The organism is Streptomyces abyssalis, from assembly GCF_001751365.1.
In the GTDB taxonomy this organism is placed as follows: Bacteria; Actinomycetota; Actinomycetes; order Streptomycetales; family Streptomycetaceae; genus Streptomyces; species Streptomyces abyssalis.
In genome coordinates this window covers 473,540-492,143 of the sequence record NZ_LJGT01000038.1, presented here as the reverse complement: position 1 = coordinate 492,143, position 18,604 = coordinate 473,540, and the positions used below count along the sequence as shown (strand labels likewise).

Here is an 18,604-nt window from a genome sequence, read left to right as displayed (position 1 = left end):
GGTTCTCGTGCGTGTGCCGGACTCCCGTCCGGTTACAGCAGAGCCGAGGCCAGAACCGGCAGCAGGATGATGATGAGCAGTGCGCCGATGATGTCGAAGGAGAAGCCCGAGCGGATCATCTTGGTGATCGGTACGGTGCCGGATCCGTAGACGATGGCGTTCTGCGGCGTGGACACCGGGAGCATGAAGCCGAACGACGCGGCGAACGTGGCCGCGAGCGCCGGCGTCAGCGGGTCGACCCCGGCGGCGACGGCCAGCGGGATGACGATCGGCACCACGACCGCCGCGGACGCGGTGTTCGAGGTGGTCTCGGAGACCACGATCGCGAGCAGGGCGGCGAAGACCGTGATGGCGACCGCGCTGCCGATGTTCAGGGCACCGAACGCGCCCTTGCCGATGGTCTCCGCAAGCCCCGTCTCCTCCAGCAGCGTGCCGAACACCACGCCGGAGCCGAACAGCACGATTGTGCCCCAGTCGATCCTTGCGGCGTCGCTCCAGCGCAGCGTGAACTCGCGCGTCCTCCAGTCGGTGGGGAGTACGAAGAGCAGGGCCGCACCGAGCACCGCGGCGACGCCTTCGTCGAGGTTGTTCGACACCGTCTCGTAGGCGCCGGAGCCGGTTCCCGCGACCAGGCCCACCACGGCCGGGAAGACCCACAGGACGACCGTCACCGCGAACGCGACCAGCGTGTTCTTCTCGGCGCGGCTCATCTTGCCGAGCGCCTCCCGCTCCCGGCGGACGTAGTCCTCGACGCCCGTGAGGTGCCGGATCTCCGGACGGTTGAGCAGGAGCAGTACGACGGCCAGCCCCACGAACATCAGGGCGCAGATCGGGAACGCCATGGCCATCCACGTCCCGAAGGGGATGGGCTTGTCGGTGGCCTTCTCGATCAGCTCGCGGCCGATGAGGTTGGGCGGGCTGCCGACGGGGGTGAGCAGGCCGCCGACGCTGGCGCCGTAGGCCAGCATCAGCATCATCGCGAAGCCGATGCGCATACGGGTCGGGTCGAAGCGGTGCACGGTGCCGTCGGCCTGGTGCTTGTCCTGGACGAGGTTGCCGATCACGCCGAGGATTCCGACGGCTGTCGGCATGAGCATCGCGACGGTCGCGGTGTTGGAGATCCACGCGGAGGCGAGGGCGGTGATGAGGCCGAAGGCGATGACGATGCGGAAGGAGCTGCGGGCGACGCCGGGTATCGACAGGACGCGGAAGGCGAACCGCCTGGCCAGTCCGTGCACGAGCATGGACTGGGCGAGGATGAAGGCGCCGATGAAGGTGAAGACCGTCCCCGAACCGAACGGCGCCAGCACACCGTCGGCGCCCTCGTCGCCGCCGACGCCGAGCAGCACCAGCAACGAGGCGCCGATGAGCCCCGACACCGGAATGGGGACGGGCTCGGTCACCCAGGCGACGATCACTCCGGCCAGAACCGCCGCGACGTTGTGCTGGGTCTGCGGCAGGTCCAGCGGCAGCAGGAAGACCACGATCGCGGCCAGCGGCGCCAGTACGAATCCGGCCGTACGCCGGGCCTTCTCGAACCGCTCCTCCGCCGGGGACAGTTTCTGCTCGGCCAGCCCGCGGTAGGTGGACCCGCCCAGCAGGGCCTTCTCGACGTCGACACGCTCTGGTTGGTTGCTGGGTTTCGACTGATCGCCGGTGATGGCCATGTCATCTCCTTGAGCTCTCGGGTCCCCCAGGAATTCCGGTGACGCGGCATCGGGCTGCGAGCTGGCTCCGCCCCGGTGCCGGCCGGGTGGTCGGCTTTGCGGGTGGTCGGCTGTGCGGCTGGTCGGCGGTTGGGTTCTGGCCGTGGTGAGACTGCCAGCTCGCGGGCTTGTTCGGAATGGGCCGTCAGCCGTTGTCCAGATGGCCGATGACGGCGTCCGTGACCTCGGCGGAGGTCGAGGTGCCGCCGACGTCGCGGGTACGGATGCCGCTGCCCGTGGTCGCCTCGATCGCCCGGCGTACGGTCTTCGCCTCGTCGCCGAGACCGAAGTGCTCCAGCATGAGCGCGGCGCTGCCGATCGCCCCGAGGGGGTTGCACAGCCCCTGACCTGCGATGTCCGGAGCCGAGCCGTGCACCGGCTCGAACATCGAGGGGAAGCGCCGCTCGGGGTTCAGGTTCGCGCTCGCCGCGAGGCCCAGGCTCCCGGTGATGGCGCTTCCGAGGTCGGAGAGGATGTCGGCGTGCAGGTTGGAGGCGACGACCACCGACAGATCCTCGGGACGCAGGACGAACTTGGCGGCCATCGCGTCGACCAGGACGCTTTCGGTCTCGACGTCGGGGTAGTCCGCGGCGACCCTCTCGAAGACCTCGTCCCACAGGACCATGCCGTACTGCTGGGCGTTGCTCTTGGTGACGCTGGAGACCTTCTTACGAGCGCGGGTCCGCGCGAGATCGAAGGCGAAGCGCATGATGCGCTCGCACCCGGTCTCCGTGAACAGCGCCGACTGGACGGCCACTTCCGATCCGGCGCCACGGGCCGCGAGGTTGCGCCCGCCGAGCCCGGCGTACTCCCCCTCGGAGTTCTCGCGTACGACGACCCAGTCGAGATCGTCGCGGTCGGCGGTGCGCAGCGAACTCGGTACGCCCGGCAGGAATTCGACCGGACGCACATTGGCCCACTGGTCGAAGTTCTGGCAGATCCTCAGGCGGAGTCCCCAGAGGCTCACGTGGTCGGGGACGGTGGGCCACCCCACGGCACCGAAGTAGACGGCGTCGAACGCCTTGAGCTGTTCGAGACCGTCGTCGGCCATCATCTTCCCGTGCTCGGCGTAGTAGGCCGAGCCCCAGGGGAATTCGGTCCAGTCGAAGGCGAAGCGGCCGTTCGAGCGGGCCGCGAGCGCGTCCAGGACTGCTCGTCCGGACTCGACGACCTCGATGCCGACACCGTCGGCGGGGACGGCGGCGATCCGGAAGGTTTGCTCAGCGGTCACTGGTGATCCTCCAGCGTGTCGGCGTCGCGGGTTCACGGGGGAGTGAACCGCGTGACTTCCCGCGGCGTCCAAGACGGGCTGCTGATCCCGGTGATAGGCCCTGCCTATGGGTTACGCCTCATGGTGGCGGGTGCCGTCGGGCAGCTGTGCGGCGTACCGCTCGACGTGCGCGGCGAAGGCCTGGGCGGCCGGTGTCAGCGCGGTGTTGCGGGCCACGAAGACGATCCGGAGCAGGGAGACCGGCTCGATGTGGCGGACGAGGGCGCCCGCCCTCTCTGCGAGCTGGGTCCAGGACGAAGGCATCACGGCGTGCCCCACGCCTGCCAGGACCATGGGCAGGATCGACGTGCGGTGCTCGACCTCTACGACGATCCGGGCGTTCACGCCGCTGGAGAGCACGTCGTCGACGAGTTGGCGCATGAGGCTCCCGGGCTTGCTCACGACCAGCCGCATCGCGTCGAGCTGCCCGCGCCGGATGGTCCCGCCGGGCCCGGTCCCCGGCCGGGTTCCCGGCTGTGTCTCCTCGTGCTGTCCCGTCCGCTCGTGTCCCTCGTCTCCGGACTCCCGACTGCCTGCGCCGGGGGGCGAGATCAGCACCAAGGGCTGGTCTTCCACGTGCAGGACCTTCAGCCCGTCGGTCAGGGGTGTGGCAGCCGCCCCCAGCAGACCCAGTTCCGTCCGCCCCGTCTTGACCGAGTGGATGACCTCTTCCGGCGTGAACGCGGCTTCCACGGTCACCGAGACAGCCGGGTGGGCGCCGGTGAAGTCACTCATGATCGTGGCCAAGGGCTCCATTCCGGGGCTGGGCATGGACACCAGCTCGACGCGTCCTCTCTGCAGGCCCCGTACGGACTGCACGGCGGCCTTGGCCGAGTCCACGTCCCGCAGCACCTGACGGGCCGGCTCGACCAGCTGCGAACCCGCGTCGCTCAGCACGATGCCCCGGCCCACGCGGTGGAACAGCGGTACGCCGAGTTCGCGTTCCAGGGTTCTGATCGCCTGCGAGAGCGACGGTTGCGCGATACGGAGCTGCTCGGCCGCGCGGCCGAAGTGCTGGTGCCGGACGACGGCCAGGAAGTAGGCCAGCTGCCGAACGTCCATGTGCCACCTCCGACAACGGATAGGCGCAGCCTACTGACGGCGCCGGTGACCGCCGGGCCAGGGACGTGGCCGCAGGTCCGCGACGGCGGCTGCGTCCGGTCCGCGACGGCGGCTGCGTCGACGTCCGCGGCGGTGCGCTCGGCCCGCCGCGCAAGGGCGAGGGGCCACACGGGCGCCTGCCGTGCGTGTGGCCACGCCTGAAGTCCAGGCGCCTATACGGTTATACGTCCGCACACAAGGTGTAGTGGTCCGTATGAGATGCGTGACCGTATCCGAGGGCGCGTTGAACGGAACTGACGAAGGAGAGCGACCGGGATGGCGACGAAAGTTGCGGTAACCGGGCACATGGAGCTGTCCGAGGAGACGGTGCCGCTGGTACGGGCGGAACTCGAGCGACTGCTGCGCATGTTCGAGCCCTCCGGGCTCGTGGGGCTGTCGTGTGTGGCGGCCGGAGCGGACTCGCTCTTCGCGGAGTCGGTGCTCGCGGCGGGCGGACGGCTGGTAGCGGTGCTGCCCAGCCGCGACTACCGGCAGGCCACGGTGAAACCGGAACATGCCGAGACCTACGACCGGCTCACCGCGGCGGCGGACGAGGTGCTGGTGCTGCCGTACGCGAACGCCGACCGCAAGGCCTACGAGGCGGCGAACGCGGTGCTGCTGGAGCGCGCTGACCGGCTGGTCGCCATCTGGGACGGTCAGCCGGGCTCGGAGGAGAAGGCCGGTACGACGGCCGACGTCGTCAACGGGGCACGGAGCGCCGGGCTCGCCGTCGACATCGTGTGGCCGGCGGGCGCGAGCCGCGGCTGACACCGCCGACGTCCGCCGGCTGCCGCCCGCCTCTGTCGGCTTCCGTGGGCGCCGCGCGGCTGAACCGGAGGCCCCGGCCCGGAACCCCCGGACCGGGGCCTCCGGCATGTCCGGCGCCCGGCCCCGCGCCCGGCCCCGCGCCCGGCCCCGCGCCGGGCTTCGCCCGCGCCCCGCGCCCCGCGCCCAGACGCGGGCGGAACCCCGTCCCCGCTCATCCCTCGTCCGCGAGCTCCGCGATCACCTGCGCGTGGCAGGGCTCGGGAACGCACCAGCACCCCAGCCGGCGGCCGCGCAGGCCGGGCAGGAGCGCGAGGAGGTCCGGGCGCCCCAGGAGGTGTTCGCGGTACTGCTCCAGCACCTCCTCGCGGGAGCCGTCGCGGCCCGGGCGGAAGGGGCTCGCCAGCGGCGAGCCCTCCAGGTGCCATCCGCCGCGGTGCATGGGACGGCCGACGTAGACGACGTCGGCGTAGGCGGGGTCGTCGCGGTGCCCCTTGAGGTTGACCACCGTCGTGGCTGCTGCCGTGCCGCTGCTCATGTGCTCCCTCTCCGCCTGCTCGGGGCCTGTGCCCGCCAGCTCTCCGCCTGCTCCCGGCCTGTGCCTGTGCCCGCCTCCTGAGCGTCAGCCCGCCCGGGGCGCATCGAAGACCAGGCAGGTGGTGGTGCCGTGCGCGTACAGCCTGCCGTCCGCGGTCCCGGTCACCCGGGCCTCTGCGGTCGCGGTCGTACGGCCCACGTGGAGGACGGTGCCCTCGCAGCGCAACGCCGGTGTGTCCCCGAAGACCGGGCGGACCATGTTCACCCCCAGCTGGACCGTGGTGTAGGCGCGGCCGGCGGGCAGGGTCGTCATGACCGCCGTGCCGAGAGCGGAGTCCAGGAGGGTGGCGAGGAATCCGCCGTGCACGGTCCCCATCGGGTTGAACAGGTGCTCACCGGGATCACCCTCGAAGGCCGCCCGGCCCTCGTCGGCCTCGACGAGCCTGAAGCCGAGGGTGCCGCAGATCGGCGCCGAGGGGAGATGCCCGTCGAGGCTGAGACGGACCAGTTCGAGGCCGGGGCGGTCGCCCGCGTCCAGGTACGTGGTCGGGGCCTCCCAGGTGTGGGTGCGCGAACGCGTGGTGCTGTCGCCGGAGGCCGGCCGGGCGGTGGACTGCGCCATGGTGTGTGTGCTCCAGGTCAGTGGCAGTTCAGTTGCTGTCGTACACAGCGAACCTACGACCGTGGCGCGGTCTTGCGGAGTGTCGCTTACGACGCTTTCGATACCGTTTCCGACATGGACATCGCCGTACTCGCCTACGACGGGGTCTTCGACTCCGGACTGGCCTCGGTCCTGGACGTGCTGGCCGCCGCCGAGGCCATGCGCGGCGAGCTGCCGCAGCCGCCGCCCGCCCGGGAGGTGACCACGGTCGGCTTCCGCCGCCGCGTCCGTACCGCGGCCGGGCACACGGTCACCACCGCTCCGGTCGCAGGGGCGGGGCGTCCCGCCCTCGAAGGCGCGGGCCTGCTGCTCGTGCCCGCGCTCGCCGAACGCCGGCCGAAGACGCTGATCGGCCATGTCTCCGGGCCGGACTCGGGCGCCGCGCGCCGGCTGGTACGCGAGACGCGCGAGCGGGGCGTCCCCGTGGCGTCGGCCTGCACCGGGACCTTCCTGCTGGCCGAGTCGGGGGTGCTCGACGGGCGCCGGGCGACGACGAGCTGGTGGCTCGCGCCGGTCTTCCGGGAGCGCTATCCGGCCGTCGGGCTGGAGGAGACGAGCATGGTGACGACCTCCCGTGGCGTGACGACGGCGGGCGCGGCCTTCGGCCACGTCGACCTCGCCCTGGCGGTCGTCCGCATGACCAGCCCGGCGCTGGCGGACCTCGTGGCCCGCTATCTGGTCGTGGACGAGCGGCCCTCGCAGTCCGCCTACACGATTCCGAGCGCCCTCGCACAGAACGATCCGACGGTGGCGGCGTTCGAACGGTGGGCGCGGCAGCACCTGGCGGAGCCGGCCGGCATCAAGCAGGCGGCGCACGATCTGGGAGTCAGTGAACGCACCCTCCAGCGGGCCGTGCGCCGTACGCTCGGCACCTCGCCGGTGCGCTTCGTCCAGGACCTGCGGGTCGAACAGGCCTCCCATCTGCTGCGGACCACCGGCCTCTCACTGGAGGCGGTCGCGCGGAGGGTGGGCTATGAGCACGCGAACACGCTGCGCGTCCTGCTGCGGCAGCGCACCGGGGCCACCGCGGGAACGCTGCGCGGGCAGCGGCGCTGAAGTGGTCCGAACCCGTTCACGGCCCGGCGAGTTCGGCGACGCCCGTGATGCGGTGCAGCGGGTACGTGCGGATCTCGTCCGCGGTGTGGTCGTACGCCGTCACGAAGCCGCCCTCCACCCGCACCGGGGCGATCACACGCTGGCTGGCGGCACCGTCCGCGTTGACGTAGCCGATCCACAGCGCGTCACCCGACGCGACCGCCGACCGCATCGTGGCGATCGTGTCCGCCGAGGTCGTACGGGGCGGGCCGCCGCCCGGAGTCGCCGGCGGCTTCGGTGCGCGCCCGGGCGCTCTGGACGGCTTGTGCTCGGCCGTCGCCGCGTGGTCGCCGGCTCTGATGGCCCGTACGGCAGCGGTGAGCAGTGCCGCGTCCGGCACCGGAGGCCCGTCGGGCACCGGCTCCGGCGCCGTGCGCGGCGGGGAGCGGTGGGCGTCCGCGCGGGCGATCAGCACGTCGCCCTCGGCGGATTCCGCGGCCGGTGCGTATCCCATCTCCCGCAGCTTCGCGAGCAGTTGGTCCGGCGGCAGCGGTGAGGCGAGCACCGTGGGCGCGAGCAGCCGCAGCCGCATCGGCGCGGAGCGCCTGTCCGCGGTGATCTCGGTCAGCAGGGCGTCGTCGTCGCAGCGTACGTACGAGGAGGCGGCGCCGACGCGCAGCCTGCCGTGCCTGCGGGCGACGTCATCGACGAGGTAACTCAGCGGCTGCGGCACGGGAGTTCGCGAGTGTGCGGCGAGGAAGGCGTGGATGTCGCTCGCGGTCCGTCCGGCGTCCAGGGCCCGTCGTACGGAGGCGGGCGTGAAGCGGTAGACGGTGGCTCCGCCCTTGGACTCGACGTCGGCGAGCACGCCCAGCATGGCGGCGAGCGGCCGCTCCAGCGGGCCGGGTGCCACCGCCGTCAGGTCGGCCTGGAGCAGGATGTGGTCGAGCGGCTCGGGGAGGAGCGGCGCGAGCCGGCCGGCCGTCCGCGCAGCGGCGGCCTCCAACTCGCCCGCGGTGCGGGCATCCCCAGCTACCGCTGAGGGTGCCCCCGGCCCGGGGAGCAGCAGCTCACGCGCGTACGAGGCGAGCGCCCCCCGGCCGGTCAGGCCCAGCAACTCGGCTTCGTGCAGGGCCCATTCGGCAAGCTGCGTCCGCAGGTCGCCCGAGGCCTCGCCGACGGCGCTTCCGGTACCGCGCAGCGGACGCTCCCAGCGCAGCTGTTCCAGCACGGAGTGCTGCGTGGGAGCCGAACCGGCGTCGAGAGACGCGAGCAGCTCCAGCGTGCGGCGGCGCACGTCGGCGGTGAGGCCGCGGTCCAGGCCCTGTCCGAGTGCGGTGAGGCCGCGCCCCTTGGCGTCGCGGGTGCCGACGAGGCCGGGCACGCGGGTGCCGGTGAACCAGTGGACGACGACGTGCGCCCAGCGTTCGTGTGGGGGACGGCGCAGCCACTCGTCGTAGGCGGGGGTGGGCGCGTACGCCTCGTCGGGTTCGCTGTCGGGGGCCAGCAGGCCCGCCGCGTAGGCGAGTTCGATCCAGAAGGCTGCCGTCGGCTCCGGCAGGTCGAGCACGGTGGCGGTGCGTTTGAGGTCCCGTACGCCGAGGCCGCCCGAGCGGAGCACGGACGGCGGGTCGGTCTCCCATTCGGACAGCAGGTCCTCCAGGGTGCCGAGGGCGGCGAGCGCCTGTCCTGCGGCCGTCTCGTCCACGGCCTCCTGCGGATACTCGCGCCGGACCACGGGCTCGGGCGGCAGCGGCTCGACCTCGCGGTGCGCGCGCCCGTCCCGCAGACGAAGGGCGACCTCGCGGGGGAGCACGACCGTGCGGGGCGCGGTCCTCACCAGCAGGCCCCGGTCGAGCAGCCAGGTCACGGGCGGTGAGGGCGTGTCGGTCTGCACCGAGCCGTACGGCGGGCCCCAGCGCAGCTTCTCCAGCATCGCCAGCGATTCGGGAGGCGCGTTCTCCAGGAGGTCCGCGGTGCGGCCGGCGTCCGCGAAGAGCGCGGTGAGGCCGGCCAGTGCGCTCACCGGGTCGTGGGTGGCGGGCAGTCCGGCGTTCGCGAGGATGTCCTGCAGCCTGCCCGGCGACATCCCGGCCGTGGCCTCCGTGAGCGTCGGACCGAGCCCGGTCGGTGACGGCGCCGAGGGGGAGGGAGTGAGCAACTCCCTTACGGTGCGCACGAGATGGAGCCTGTCGTCGCCGCCCCACAGCAGGGCCTGCCGGCGCAGGGTGCGCAGCGCGCGCGGCAGTTCGGCGGCGACGTGCCGGGCCGGGTCGCCCCGCCCCGGGTCGCCGCCCGTGTGCGGGTCGCCGGGCGTGCCCTGGCCCGGGCCAGGGTCCTCGCCGGCGAGGAGGGTTTCGAGGGTGGCGTACGCGCACGGGTCCGGGGCGACGGCGATGGCCTCGGCGGTCTGCAGCGCGAAGCGGTCCAGCCGTTCCACGGCCCGTACGACGGAGGCCCGGGTGCCGGCGCGGGTGGCGAGCTGAGTGAGGTCGTTCGGCACGGGTGAGAGCAGGTCCGGGCGGGCGCGGAGCAGCTCGGCGAGCGCCTCGTCGTCACGGGCGCGCAGATCGTCGGCGAGCGTACGGGGTGCGGCGGTGCTGCCGCCTCTGTGCTCGGGGCTCATCCAGCCCACGTTAGCGCGGGCGGCGCAGGGTACCGTCGTGGGCGAGCCTGGCAGACGCAGGGCAGGCGCCAAGGGCAAGCCGTCGTTGGGGAATTGGTGGGGATCGAGAGCGACAAGCTCGTATTCGATTATCTGAGCCGGATCGGCGACCTGGCCCACAGGACGCCGATGACGGCCGCGGAACGGGCACGCCTGGTGAGCGGTCTGCGGGGCCGGATCGACCGGATGCGGGCCGAGGCGGGCGGCGCCGAGAGCAAGGCGGCCGTGAAGAAGATCCTCACGCAGCTGGGGCGGCCGGAGGACGTCGTCGCGGCGGGCGGTGCGTCGGGCGGCGCCTCGGGCGCCTCGGGCGGCTCGTCCGGCGACCCGTCCGGCGGCGCCGAGGGCCCGAAGGTTTCGCTCGGCAAGGGCCCGTCGGCGCCGTCGGCTCCCACCGCTTCGTACGGCGCGTCCGCGCCCCACCTGGCCGGGATGGACGAGCTGGGCCCCGAGGAGTCCGACCCGGACTGGTGGCGGGTCGATCCCAGTCCGTACGGGGACGGCGGCGGCAGCCGCACCTTCGGCGAGCCGGTGCCCGGCTTCGTCGGCGGCATCGAGCTGCCCGAACTGCTCAAGCCCCCTCCGGGCGGCGGCGAGGAGGGCGATGCCGCACGGGCGGCGTCCCGGCGGCCGAAGGCCCCCGTGCCCACTGCCCGCAAGGCCCTCGACGACGAGACCGCCGACGCGGAGGCGGACGCCGACGCCGAAGCGGTCGTGGCGGGCGGGCGCCGCCGGCTGTGGCCGGGGCGAGCCCGCCTGGTGGCGGCGGGTCCCCGTGCGGGCGGCGTCGTGGAGTGGCTGGCGGCGGTGCTGCTGGTTGCGGGTGCCGCCATCGGATCGCTCATCCCGCTCGGCGTGGGCTGGCTGGCCGCGTGGTGGTCGCCGCGTCTGAGCCGTACGGAGGCCAAGTGGGCAGCGGCGGGCATGCCGGGGCTCGTCGCGGCGGGCACGCTGGTGTGGCTGTGGGGACGCGCCGATAGGCGGTGGGGCGAGCCGCTCGCCGCGGGCGGCGAGGCACTGGGCCAGGCCCTCACGGAGGCGGGTCCGGTGGCGCTGCGCGTGGCCGCGGTCGCCAGCGCGCTCTTCCTGGTCTGGCGCGCCCGGCGGCCCAGGCTCTGAAACGGCCCAGGCTCTGAAACGGCCAGGGCCTGGTAACCGCGTCGACCACAGCCGGGGGCCGTGGGAATCTGGGCGCCATGGCCAGGCTGACGGTGGCGACCTGCCAGTTCCCGGTGGATGCGGACATCGAGCGCAACTGCCGTTACGTCATGCGGCAGATGAGGACCGCGAAGGCGCGGGGCGCGGACCTCGCGCACTTCCCCGAGGCCGCCCTGTCCGGCTACGCGGGCACCGACCCCCCCGTCGTACGACGGATTCGACTGGGGCCTGCTCGAAGCGCTCACGCTGCGCGTCATGGAACTCGCGGGCGAGCTGGGGATATGGGCCGTGCTCGGTTCGGCGCACCCGCTGACCTGGGGGTCCCCCCAGGCCCGTCCGGGCCGAGGGGGAGGACACAAGCCGCACAACAGCCTGTACGTCCTCGACGACACCGGCGCCCTCGCCGACCGTTACGACAAGCGCTTCTGCTCCGGCGACCCGGAGGGACGCACCGGCGACCTGGCGCACTACACCCCCGGCGACCACCCGACGGTCTTCACCGTCAAGGGAGTCAGGTGCGGCGCGCTGATCTGCTACGACTTCCGCTTTCCCGAGCTGTACCGCGACTACGTGCGGCAGGGGGTGCAGCTCGTCCTGCACTCGTACCACGCGGCGAGGATGACTCCCGCGAAGGTCCGGGCGATCCGGGCCGCGATCGGTGAGGACGTGCTGCACCTCAACACCTCGGACACCTACCCCGGGATCACGATGCCCGCGACGATGACGGCTCAGGCGGCGGCGAACCACGTCTGGATCAGCTGTCCCAACTCCTCGGCACGGCAGAGCTGTTGGGGCTCGTTCTTCGTCCGCGCCGACGGCGTCACCACGGGACGGCTGCGGCGCGACCGTGCGGGCGTGCTGATCTCCACCGTCGACACGGAGGCGCCGCTGTACGACTCCACCCGGCACTGGCGCGCCAATGCCCTGTCCGGCGTCCTGAACAGCGGTACGCCCGTGCGGGACCCGCGCTCCGCGGACCGCACCAGCCTGTGACCGGCGGGGCGGGGTGCCCCGGCCCGTGGTGCACACGGCACGACCGGGCAGGATGACCGCCATGGCACCGCACGACCAGCAAACCCGGACCCACGCCGACGAGGGCCGGGGCCCCACCGTCGGCTTCGACCTCGACATGACGATCGTCGACACCCGCCCCGGCATCAGAGCGGCCTACGAGGCGCTGTCCGCCGAGACCGGCACGTACATCGACGCGGCCCTGACCGTGACGCGCCTCGGGCCGCCCCTGGAACAGGAGTTGGCGCACTGGTTCCCCGACGAGCGGATCGCGGAGGCCGCCGAGCGCTACCGCGAGCTGTATCCGCGGTACGCGATCGCTCCGTCACCCGCGATGCCGGGCGCCCGCCAAGCCGTCGCGGCCGTACGGGAATCGGGCGGCCGTGCCGTCGTCGTCACCGCCAAGCACGAGCCGAACGCCAAGCTGCACCTGGAACATCTCGGCATCGAACCCGACGCGGTGGCCGGCTGGCTGTGGGCGGAGGCGAAGGCGGAGGCGCTGCGCGAGTTCGGCGCGAGCGTGTACGTCGGTGACCACACCGGCGACGTGCGCGGGGCCCGCACCGCCGGCGCGCTCTCCGTGGCGGTGCCGACGGGGCCGTGCGATGCGGAGGAACTGCGCGAGGCCGGTGCAGATGTCGTACTGACCGGAGGGCTCGGCGACTTCCCCGGCTGGTTCGCCGACTACTGCTCGCGGCGCCAGAACCGTCCCCGCGGTGCGGAGGACGGTTCTTCCCGCGACGCCGGCTGAACCCTGGCCGACCTCACCAGCCCGGCCGCGGCCAGCAGGAAGCCCACGCCCATCAGCATGCACACGAAGTAGGCGGGCGCCGGGAAGGGCTCCGTGCCCAGGAAGAGCGGGGCCACGGTGACCACTGTGGCCAGTGCGCCGACGAGGAAGACGACCCCGCCTGATCGTACGAGAAGATCACCGGGGTGGGACGTTTCAGTGTTCACACGCCCAGGGTAGATCGGTGGGCAACTGCACGGAGGAACCGCTCGGCGGCTCCCCTGGGCCCTCAGGGGCCTGGTGGGGTACCCCGGCGTCAGCTGGGGGAGTACCTCAGCCACCGGGCACCGGGGGGATTAGCCTTGGTGTCCGAGCGGGTCATTCGGCCCGCTCAACTTGCTCTTCGGAGCCAGGTTCAGGACGAGATCACAGCTTTCAGGACGCAGCCGAGGCTGCCCGGCAGTACGAGGACGAGGACAGACGTGCCTACCGGCAAGGTCAAGTGGTTCAACAGCGAGAAGGGCTTCGGCTTCCTCTCCCGCGACGACGGCGGCGATGTCTTCGTGCATTCCTCCGTGTTGCCCAGCGGCGTGGACGCACTGAAGCCCGGCCAGAAGGTCGAGTTCGGCGTCGTCGCGGGGCAGCGCGGCGACCAGGCCCTCTCGGTGAGCGTGCTGGACCCCGCCCCCTCGGTCGCGGCGGCGCAGCGGCGCAAGCCCGACGAACTGGCCTCCATCGTCCAGGACCTCACCACGCTCCTCGACGGCGTCGCGCAGGGCCTCGAACGGGGCCGCTACCCCGACCGGCAGCACGGCCACAAGATCGCCGGGATGCTGCGGGCCGTCGCCGACCAGCTCGACGTCTAGAGCCGGCCCCTCGGACAGGGCCCCGGGCCGGCACCTCGCCGCGGCGGACTCGCGCGGTGGAGCCCGGCCTTCAGCCGAGGCCGCCGGGCGGCGGCGGGAAGGCCAGGGCGGTGTCGGGCAGGGCGGGCACCAGGCCTTCCGCTGCGGCACGGGTCAGCAGTCCGCGTACCGCCGCGATGCCGTCCTCGCCGAGGTCCGCGGTGAACTCGTTGACGTAGAGCCCGATGTGCTGGTCCGCGACGGCCGGGTCCATCTCCTGCGCGTGCTCCAGCACGTACGGGCGTGACGCCTCCGGGTCGTCCCACGCCATGCGCACCGACTCGCGTGCCGCTTCCGCGATCCCGGTCAGCGTCTCCAGGCCCAGCGAACGGCGGGCGATGATGGCGCCGAGCGGGATCGGCAGGCCGGTGGTGTGCTCCCAGTGCTCGCCCATGTCGGCGAGCTTGTGCAGTCCGTACTCCTGGTACGTGAAGCGCGCCTCGTGGATCACCAGCCCGGCGTCGACCCGGCCCGCGCGCACGGCCGGCATGATCTCGTGGAACGGCAGCACGACCACCTCGCCGACGCCGCCCGGCACCGCCTCGGCGGCCCAGAGCCGGAAGAGCAGATAGGCCGTGGAGCGCTCACTCGGCACCGCGACGGTCCTGCCCTTCAGGGCGGCAGGCTCGACCGGTTCCCTGGTGAGGACGAGCGGGCCGCAGCCACGGCCGAGAGCGCCGCCGCAGGGCAGCAGCGCGTACTCGTCGAGCACCCACGGAAGGATCGCGTACGAGACCTTCAGGACGTCGCCCTCGCCGCGCTCCGCCATGCCGTTGGTGACGTCGATGTCCGCGAACGTGACATCGAGCGGTGGCGCTCCCGGCACCCGGCCGTGCGCCCAGGCGTCGAAGACGAACGTGTCGTTCGGGCACGGCGAGAAGGCGATGCTCAGCGGGGATGCCGCGTTTCGGGGGCTGCCCGGTCCTTCGGTGCTCATGGCTTCCATGCTCGCAGCACCGGCAGCATCGCCGCGCAGCCGGTCCCGAGGGCGGCCAGCGCGCCGGGAATCCGCCACGCGGCGCGGTCGCGCGGGCCGACGGGGTTGGAGACGGTACGCAGCTCCAGCACGGGCACGCCCTGCGCGGCGGCAGCCTCGGCGACGCCGAAGCCCTCCATCGCCTCCGCGACCGCGCCGGGGTGACGGGCCGCCAGCTCCTGGGCGCGCGCCTGCGTTCCAGTGACCGTCGAGACGGTGAGCACCGGCCCGGACGCCGCGTCCGCCGCCTCGGCCACGTCCCGTACGAGAGCGGGGGGCGGGTGGTGCTCGGCCCTGCCGAAGCCGAGGTCGGCGACCGATGCGAAGCCGTCCGGCGTGACGGCGCCGAGGTCCGCGGCGACGATCGACGAGGCGACGACCACGCCGCCGAGTGGCTGCCCGAAGCCGCCCGCGATGCCCGTCGAGACGGCCAGCGTGAAGGGCCTGCCGCCCGCGGCTGCGGAGGTGAGGGCGCTCGCCGTGGCGGCGGCCGCGGCGGCAGGGCCGACGCCCGCGGCGACCACTTCGACGTCCGCGGGGGCCGCGTCCCGCTCCAGCCGCGACGTCACCGCGTCCCTCTCGGCGGTGACTGCGGTGACGACCAGGATTCGCGCTCGGCGCATGACCGCAGGCTACCGGCGTGCGGGGTGCGGTACGGCGTGCGGGCAGGTGCGTGGCCGTGCGCGTGGCCGGGGCGGGGTCGCGCGCGGGCGAGGGTTCGCGCGGCCGGTACGTGCGCGGGCGCGGCCGGTGCGTGGCAGGCGCCGGTTCGGGCGTGGCCGGTGCGCGGCGGGCGACGGTCAGGCGACGCGTGGGTGCGGGGTGCGGTGCCTGGCGGCGCGGAGCAGACTCCGTACGGAGAACACCGCGCCCGCGGCGATCACGACCGCGCCGACGCCCATCCCGAGGGGCGCGATCAGCGGCAGCGAGATGCCCAGCCCGCCGCCCACGACCCACGACATCTGCATCAGCGTCTCCGAGCGCGCGAACGCGGACGTACGGACCTCCTCCGGCATGTCCCGCTGGATCAGCGCATCCAGCGACAGCTTGCCGAGAGCCTGGGAGATCCCCGCGGTCAGTGCGACGACGGCGACCGTGACCGTGCCGTAGACCGCGGTGGCGGTGACGACCGCGGCCAGCGCGAACGCCAGCACACCCGCGATGATCACCTCCGGGCCCCGGGCCCTCAGCCACGCGCCGATCGCCGTACCCAGCGCGTTGCCGCCGCCGGCGGCGACAGCCACGAGGCCCAGCGACAGGGCGCCCGAGAGCCCTGTCAGCGGCTGGTCGCGCAGGAGGAAGGCGAGGAAGAAGGTGAGGAAGCCGGACAGGCCGCGCAGGGCGGAGTTGGCGATGAGGGCGCCGCGTACGGAGGCGCCCACGGTGCGCAGTCCGGGACGCTTCTCGCCACGGGCGCCGTCGTGGTCGTACGGGCCGTCCCGGCCGTTCCGGTCGTCCTGGCCGTGGGCGGAGCCGGGGGAGTCCGGGTCGTCCGCGGCCCGTGCCGGGGCGAGCCGGGCCTTTCTCTCGCCTTTCGCCGAGTCGACCTTCCCGGGCAGCGAGAACGACAGGAACGTGCCCACGATGAAGACGGCGAAGGCCCCGTACAGTGGCAGCGCCGGGCCCAACTGATGCAGCCCCGCACCGAGCGGCGCCGCCACACCGGTCGCGACCAGCCCGGCGAGCGTGACCCGCGAATTCGCCTTCACCAGCGAGAACGTCTGCGGCAGCAGCCTCGGCACAACTGCCGAACGCACCACCCCGTACGCCTTCGACGAGACCAGTACGGCCAGCGCCGCCGGATACAGCTCCAGTCCTCCCGAAGCCACCGCACCCGACATCGCCAGCGCGAGCAGCGCACGGGCGAGCATCGAGGCCGCCATCGCGGCACGGCGCCCGTGCGGCAACTTGTCCAGCAACGGGCCGACCACCGGGGCGAGAAGCACGAACGGTGCCATGGTGACGAGGAGGTACAGCGCGACGCGGCCGCGCGCCTCGCCGGTGGGCACGGAGAAGAAGATGGTCGAGGCGAGAGCGACCGTGATCAGCATGTCGCCCGCGGAGTTGACGGCGTGCAGCTCGATGAGCTTTCCCAGGCCGGACTCGCCCGCGCCCTCGGCGTGCGTGAGGCGGCGGAGCCGACGGGCAACCGCCGCGGGTGGCCGTCGTACGGCACGCGCGGCCCCGCGAAGCAGACGACGTCCGCGCCCAGGCTCTGCAGCCACGAGCTTCAGTTTGCCCCACCAGCGGTGACGGATGCGGACAGTCCACGCCGGACGGACAGTTCGTACGCGGTGCGCGGTGCGCGGTCCGCCGTGGGCGGTCGGCTGTGCGCGGTCGGCTGTGCGCGGGCGTGGGCCCGCTCGCGCGTGGGGCGTGGGGTGCGGGAACGCCGGCGCCGGGGGTGCGGTCGCCGGGCGTACGGAATCCCTCCGGGGCGGCTCGCCGAATCCGTGGGGTAGCGTGGTCGGCGGTGCGCTCCGCACGGCCCCGAGCGGGGCGCGGACGTTCGCAGCGGCTCCCCTGTTCCGCTCCGTCCGCAAGCCGCTTCCCCTACGCGGCCGCCGTACGGGAGTGCACGCCGATACCGGCGCTATGGCGTAGGAGAGACGATTCTTGTGAGTGCTGCATGACTGCCGCGACGCGAAGCGGCCGTACCCGCCGCGCCCCCGCACCCGACCGGCTCTGCGCCGAAGCCGTCGCACTCGCGCGTGAGGCCGTGGAGGCCGCGGCCGGGCCGGGGCAGGTCGGCGATCACATCGAGGCCGTCGCCGACGGGGACCGGGTCGTCACCCACTTCTTCGAGTGTCTCGAATCCGCCTACCGCGGCTGGCGTTGGGCCGCGACACTCACCCGGGCATCCAGGGCGAAAGCGGTCACTCTGGATGAAACCGTCCTGCTGCCCGGTCCCGACGCGCTGCTCGCGCCCGAGTGGGTCCCGTGGAGCGAGCGGCTCCGCCCGGGCGACCTCGGCCCGGGCGACCTGCTGCCGACGGAGGCGGACGACCTCCGGCTGGAACCGGGGGGCGTGCGCGCTGCCGCTGCCGCGGGTGTGGGTTCGGGCGCGGGTGCCGGTTCCGGTGCGGCCGTGGAGGTCCCGGCCGCGACGGAGGAGACCGAAGAGGTCGCCGAGGAGGTGGGTGCCGACCTCGAACCGGGTTCGCCGAGCGAGGTCGTGCCGCCGCCCGCCCGGGGCACCATCGCGGAGGTCGCGGAGGAGTTGGGCATGGGCCGCCCGCGCGTGCTCTCTCGCTACGGGCTGGACGTGGCGGCCGACCGCTGGGACGAGGAGTACGGGGCGGCGACGCCCATGGCCCAGTCCGCGCCGGCGAGTTGCGTGACGTGCGGCTTCCTGATGCCGCTGGCGGGGTCGCTGCGTCAGGCGTTCGGAGTCTGTGCGAACGAGTACAGCCCGGCTGACGGGCATGTGGTGTCCCTGTCGTACGGATGCGGGGGCCACTCGGAGGCGGCGGTCATGCCGAAGCCTCCGCAGCCGCCGCCTCCGGTGATCGACGAGACGCGGGCGGACGAGCTTTCGTAGGGGTGCCGTTGGGCGCCTCCGGTGCGTTTCTGGTTCCGGGGGCGTGCGTGTTCGCGTGCGGTGCGTTTCTGGTGCCGGGTGCGTGCGTGTTCGCGTGCGGTGCGTTTCTGGTGGCGGGTGCGTGCCGCTCCGGGGTACATGTCCGGACCCATGATTTACCTCCCTGAACCGCTCCGGCTGTTGCGGAGCCTTGCCTGTGCCGGTCGACAAATCACGGGCAAGCGTCCGGACACGCACCCCTGCGCGTCCCGCCCCCTCCCGTTTCGTCGGCGGCTTCCGGTTGGTGGCCACCGGCCGGTTGCCTCGTCCTCCCGTCGGACCTGCTGCCGCTCTCGGACCACTCCAGGATTCAACGGGCCCCTGAACACCGATGGTTGGAGCCGCAGCCACGTACACGTGCCGAAAGGTCCGCGCGGCAGCGACCCGCCGTCTGTCCGGGAACCACGAGGGGAAAGCCGCTAGGACGACCGGAGGGGGTGGGACGCGGAGGCGGTGGCTCCGGGAAACTCAAGCGTGATTTGTGGCCGCTGCGGGGCTCCACGG

The 18,604-nt window shown here is 73.1% G+C and carries 17 protein-coding genes; 7 read left to right on the top strand and 10 right to left on the bottom strand.

All coding sequences use genetic code 11. The annotated features are described in order from the left end of the window. Positions 1 to 32: 32 nt before the first annotated feature. The 3 genes from AN215_RS09355 to AN215_RS09345 all read right to left on the bottom strand — a co-directional run bounded on the left by AN215_RS09355 (position 33) and on the right by AN215_RS09345 (position 4,038). Positions 33 to 1,667, bottom strand: a complete 1,635-nt coding sequence (locus AN215_RS09355; RefSeq protein WP_070013061.1) for an SLC13 family permease — start codon at positions 1,665 to 1,667, stop codon at positions 33 to 35. Positions 1,668 to 1,851: 184 nt separating this feature from the next. After that, on the bottom strand, positions 1,852 to 2,937 hold the full coding sequence (locus AN215_RS09350) for a tartrate dehydrogenase (RefSeq protein ID WP_070013062.1): 1,086 nt from the start codon (positions 2,935 to 2,937) through the stop codon (positions 1,852 to 1,854). 111 nt (positions 2,938 to 3,048) lie between these two features. Beyond that, positions 3,049 to 4,038 (bottom strand): LysR family transcriptional regulator, encoded by a 990-nt coding sequence (locus tag AN215_RS09345; protein WP_070013063.1) that lies wholly within the window; start codon positions 4,036 to 4,038, stop codon positions 3,049 to 3,051. Between the two features lie 315 nt (positions 4,039 to 4,353). Here AN215_RS09345 and AN215_RS09340 point away from each other — a divergent pair, with 315 nt between their 5' ends. Further along, the gene (locus AN215_RS09340) at positions 4,354 to 4,845 is read left to right on the top strand and encodes a hypothetical protein (RefSeq protein WP_070013064.1); all 492 of its coding nucleotides are present in this window, start codon (positions 4,354 to 4,356) and stop codon (positions 4,843 to 4,845) included. A gap of 211 nt (positions 4,846 to 5,056) precedes the next feature. Here AN215_RS09340 and AN215_RS09335 read toward each other — a convergent pair whose 3' ends face one another. Both AN215_RS09335 and AN215_RS09330 read right to left on the bottom strand, forming a co-directional pair. After that, the gene (locus AN215_RS09335) at positions 5,057 to 5,380 is read right to left on the bottom strand and encodes a DUF4326 domain-containing protein (protein WP_070013065.1); all 324 of its coding nucleotides are present in this window, start codon (positions 5,378 to 5,380) and stop codon (positions 5,057 to 5,059) included. A gap of 84 nt (positions 5,381 to 5,464) precedes the next feature. Then, positions 5,465 to 6,001 (bottom strand): PaaI family thioesterase, encoded by a 537-nt coding sequence (locus AN215_RS09330; protein WP_070013066.1) that lies wholly within the window; start codon positions 5,999 to 6,001, stop codon positions 5,465 to 5,467. A 114-nt stretch (positions 6,002 to 6,115) separates the two neighbouring features. Here AN215_RS09330 and AN215_RS09325 point away from each other — a divergent pair, with 114 nt between their 5' ends. Beyond that, a complete protein-coding gene (locus AN215_RS09325) occupies positions 6,116 to 7,096 on the top strand; it encodes a GlxA family transcriptional regulator (RefSeq protein WP_070013067.1) in 981 nt (326 codons plus the stop codon). A 16-nt stretch (positions 7,097 to 7,112) separates the two neighbouring features. Here AN215_RS09325 and AN215_RS09320 read toward each other — a convergent pair whose 3' ends face one another. Beyond that, positions 7,113 to 9,701, bottom strand: a complete 2,589-nt coding sequence (locus AN215_RS09320; protein ID WP_070013068.1) for a helicase-associated domain-containing protein — start codon at positions 9,699 to 9,701, stop codon at positions 7,113 to 7,115. 96 nt (positions 9,702 to 9,797) lie between these two features. On the opposite strand from AN215_RS09320, the gene AN215_RS09315 reads away from it, so the two are divergent. The 3 genes from AN215_RS09315 to AN215_RS09305 all read left to right on the top strand — a co-directional run bounded on the left by AN215_RS09315 (position 9,798) and on the right by AN215_RS09305 (position 12,660). Continuing rightward, the gene (locus AN215_RS09315; RefSeq protein ID WP_070031139.1) at positions 9,798 to 10,859 is read left to right on the top strand and encodes a hypothetical protein; all 1,062 of its coding nucleotides are present in this window, start codon (positions 9,798 to 9,800) and stop codon (positions 10,857 to 10,859) included. 267 nt (positions 10,860 to 11,126) lie between these two features. After that, complete coding sequence (locus AN215_RS09310) at positions 11,127 to 11,891, top strand: carbon-nitrogen hydrolase family protein (RefSeq protein WP_275521322.1); 765 nt, start codon at positions 11,127 to 11,129, stop codon at positions 11,889 to 11,891. Between the two features lie 61 nt (positions 11,892 to 11,952). Further along, the gene (locus AN215_RS09305; protein WP_070013069.1) at positions 11,953 to 12,660 is read left to right on the top strand and encodes an HAD family hydrolase; all 708 of its coding nucleotides are present in this window, start codon (positions 11,953 to 11,955) and stop codon (positions 12,658 to 12,660) included. On the opposite strand, the gene AN215_RS09300 is transcribed toward AN215_RS09305, so the two are convergent. Then, the gene (locus tag AN215_RS09300; RefSeq protein WP_070031138.1) at positions 12,594 to 12,866 is read right to left on the bottom strand and encodes a hypothetical protein; all 273 of its coding nucleotides are present in this window, start codon (positions 12,864 to 12,866) and stop codon (positions 12,594 to 12,596) included. The two genes, AN215_RS09305 and AN215_RS09300, sit on opposite strands and share 67 nt — an antisense overlap. A 255-nt stretch (positions 12,867 to 13,121) precedes the next feature. Between AN215_RS09300 and AN215_RS30630 the strand changes: the two genes are divergently transcribed. Next, complete coding sequence (locus tag AN215_RS30630) at positions 13,122 to 13,505, top strand: cold-shock protein (RefSeq protein ID WP_028436716.1); 384 nt, start codon at positions 13,122 to 13,124, stop codon at positions 13,503 to 13,505. Positions 13,506 to 13,575: 70 nt separating this feature from the next. Here the strand turns inward: AN215_RS30630 and AN215_RS09290 are convergent, their stop codons facing one another. The 3 genes from AN215_RS09290 to AN215_RS09280 form a co-directional block, all read right to left on the bottom strand. Next, positions 13,576 to 14,481 (bottom strand): 1,4-dihydroxy-6-naphtoate synthase, encoded by a 906-nt coding sequence (locus tag AN215_RS09290; RefSeq protein ID WP_070013070.1) that lies wholly within the window; start codon positions 14,479 to 14,481, stop codon positions 13,576 to 13,578. Then, positions 14,478 to 15,143, bottom strand: coding sequence for a futalosine hydrolase (locus tag AN215_RS09285; RefSeq protein WP_070013071.1), 666 nt, complete (start codon positions 15,141 to 15,143; stop codon positions 14,478 to 14,480). The genes AN215_RS09290 and AN215_RS09285 overlap by 4 nt, the downstream gene beginning before the upstream one ends. Positions 15,144 to 15,320: 177 nt before the next feature. Further along, positions 15,321 to 16,745 carry an MFS transporter gene (locus AN215_RS09280; RefSeq protein WP_070013072.1) on the bottom strand — a complete coding sequence of 475 codons (1,425 nt, stop codon included), beginning with the start codon at positions 16,743 to 16,745 and terminating at the stop codon, positions 15,321 to 15,323. A 404-nt stretch (positions 16,746 to 17,149) separates the two neighbouring features. On the opposite strand from AN215_RS09280, the gene AN215_RS09275 reads away from it, so the two are divergent. After that, positions 17,150 to 18,061: a DUF3027 domain-containing protein gene (locus AN215_RS09275; protein ID WP_070013073.1), complete on the top strand. Its 912-nt coding sequence runs from the start codon at positions 17,150 to 17,152 to the stop codon at positions 18,059 to 18,061. Positions 18,062 to 18,604: the final 543 nt, after the last annotated feature.

Excerpts from the sequence above, each read along its gene's own strand:
- AN215_RS09355 (WP_070013061.1), bottom strand. The coding sequence starts at position 1,667 with ATGGCCATCACCGGCGATCAGTCGAAACCCAGCAACCAACCAGAGCGT.
- AN215_RS09345 (WP_070013063.1), bottom strand. The coding sequence starts at position 4,038 with ATGGACGTTCGGCAGCTGGCCTACTTCCTGGCCGTCGTCCGGCACCAG.
- AN215_RS09340 (WP_070013064.1), top strand. The coding sequence starts at position 4,354 with ATGGCGACGAAAGTTGCGGTAACCGGGCACATGGAGCTGTCCGAGGAG.
- AN215_RS09335 (WP_070013065.1), bottom strand. The coding sequence starts at position 5,380 with ATGAGCAGCGGCACGGCAGCAGCCACGACGGTGGTCAACCTCAAGGGG.
- AN215_RS09330 (WP_070013066.1), bottom strand. The coding sequence starts at position 6,001 with ATGGCGCAGTCCACCGCCCGGCCGGCCTCCGGCGACAGCACCACGCGT.
- AN215_RS09325 (WP_070013067.1), top strand. The coding sequence starts at position 6,116 with ATGGACATCGCCGTACTCGCCTACGACGGGGTCTTCGACTCCGGACTG.
- AN215_RS09320 (WP_070013068.1), bottom strand. The coding sequence starts at position 9,701 with ATGAGCCCCGAGCACAGAGGCGGCAGCACCGCCGCACCCCGTACGCTC.
- AN215_RS09305 (WP_070013069.1), top strand. The coding sequence starts at position 11,953 with ATGGCACCGCACGACCAGCAAACCCGGACCCACGCCGACGAGGGCCGG.
- AN215_RS09290 (WP_070013070.1), bottom strand. The coding sequence starts at position 14,481 with ATGAGCACCGAAGGACCGGGCAGCCCCCGAAACGCGGCATCCCCGCTG.
- AN215_RS09285 (WP_070013071.1), bottom strand. The coding sequence starts at position 15,143 with ATGCGCCGAGCGCGAATCCTGGTCGTCACCGCAGTCACCGCCGAGAGG.
- AN215_RS09275 (WP_070013073.1), top strand. The coding sequence starts at position 17,150 with ATGACTGCCGCGACGCGAAGCGGCCGTACCCGCCGCGCCCCCGCACCC.